Raw genomic sequence first — 1,543 nt, forward strand, 5'->3', positions numbered from 1 at the left:
CGACCTGCGGGGAGTAGAAGCGCCAGCCCAGGACGCCGACCAGCCCGACGTTCGCCACCCCCGCGGCGGCGGACACCACGCGCGCCGCGTGGACCGCGCCGTACAGGTCGACCGTGGGGGGCCCGATCACGCCGAGCTTGTTGCCCACCCACACGGCGAGCCCTGACGCGTAGCCGTACAGCGTCGGGTAGAGGAGCGCCGCCGGGATGTCGCGGCGCAAGAACGACTCCGGGCGCAGAGGGACGAAGGCCCTGAAATAGGAGGGCCAGAGGAGCAGCTCGTCGCCGAACGCCAGGCCCTGGTCGAGGCCCCAGCCGAGGCGCCAGAACCGGGTGAGGACGGCCGCCGCCATGACGCCGACGATAGCCAGGATTGCGACGACGGGGGGGATCGCGGGCGGCCGCGGCGCGCCGCCACTGCTTGCGCCGGGGGGCTTCACGACGAAAGGGGGTCCTATTTCGCGCGCCCCTGCCTTTGTCAATCGCGTCCCCGGACGGGTGCTGTCCCGTCGGTCGGGGGATCGACCGGACGCGTACTGACTACCCGGGAACGTGCGCCCGTCGTATGACGTCGCACGGTGGGCCGCGGGATCCGCTGGATGGGGCCGAAGATCGCGCTCGCCGTCCTGGTCGCGGCGGCGACGTCAGGGGTAGGCGCGGCGAATGTCGTCTCCCGCGACGTCGCTCCCGGCGACGCCGTGCCCCGTCCCGTCGCGCCCGGGCTTCAGCCCCGCACGGTCGTCGTCGTCGGCGACTCGACGAGCCTCGGCACGATCTCGCGGCGCTCTCCCGCACGCTGGTCGGACCCGCTGCGCGCGGCGCTCGAGGAGCGGCTCGCCGCGCTCGCGCCGGCCGACCCGTGGCGCGGGGCGCGCGTGCACAACTTCGCCGTTCCCTCGAGCAACACGCTGCACTGGCTCGCCGCGCCGCCCTGGGCCTGCGGTCCGAAGCTGCGCGCGCTGCGCGACTCCTTCCGCGTGGTGCGGGCGGCGTGCGCGCGCGTTGTGCCCTGGGCCGACGCCGTCACCACGACGCTCGACGCCGGCGTGCCGGACGTGGTCGTCGTGCACCTCGGGATCAACGACGCGCTCGCCACCGACGACCCGGGCGCGACGGTCGACCGCCTCGAGGAGATCGCGGCGCGCGTCGCGCCCGCGCGCGTCCTCTTCTTCCCGCCGCTCGCCCCACCCGACGCGCCGCGCGCCGCCTGGGCGCGGCGCGTCCGCGCGGAGCTCGAAGGACGGCGCCTGTTCACCGCGGCCGGGTACCCGGAGCACGTGCCGACGTCCGACGGCCTCCACCCGACGCCCGAGGGCCTCGCGGTCCTCGCGCCGCACTGGGTGGAGGCGCTGCGCCGCCTGCCGTGACGCGGCCGGCTGGCCCTCAGGCCGGGCGGCCGGTCGCCGCCCGGAAGCGCGCGAGGTTCAGGAACTCGCGGCGCGAGCGCGGCCCGTACGGGCGCTGGAAGGCCCAGCGCCGCGTGCCGAGCGCCGCGTCGAGCTCGCGGCGCGCGCGGCCGAGCTTGCTCTCGTCGATGGTGCAGC

At 76.2% G+C, this 1,543-nt stretch carries 2 protein-coding genes; one reads left to right on the forward strand and one right to left on the reverse strand.

The features are described from left to right. Positions 1-352: hypothetical protein (locus tag ACME2J_RS22285; protein ID WP_495547142.1), on the reverse strand; the 352-nt coding region annotated here is incomplete at its 3' end. A 225-nt stretch (positions 353-577) separates the two neighbouring features. Here ACME2J_RS22285 and ACME2J_RS22290 point away from each other — a divergent pair. Further along, positions 578-1,366, forward strand: coding sequence for an SGNH/GDSL hydrolase family protein (locus ACME2J_RS22290; protein WP_495547143.1), 789 nt, complete (start codon positions 578-580; stop codon positions 1,364-1,366). Positions 1,367-1,543: the final 177 nt, after the last annotated feature.

The sequence above is a fragment of the Paraconexibacter sp. genome (assembly GCF_059438195.1).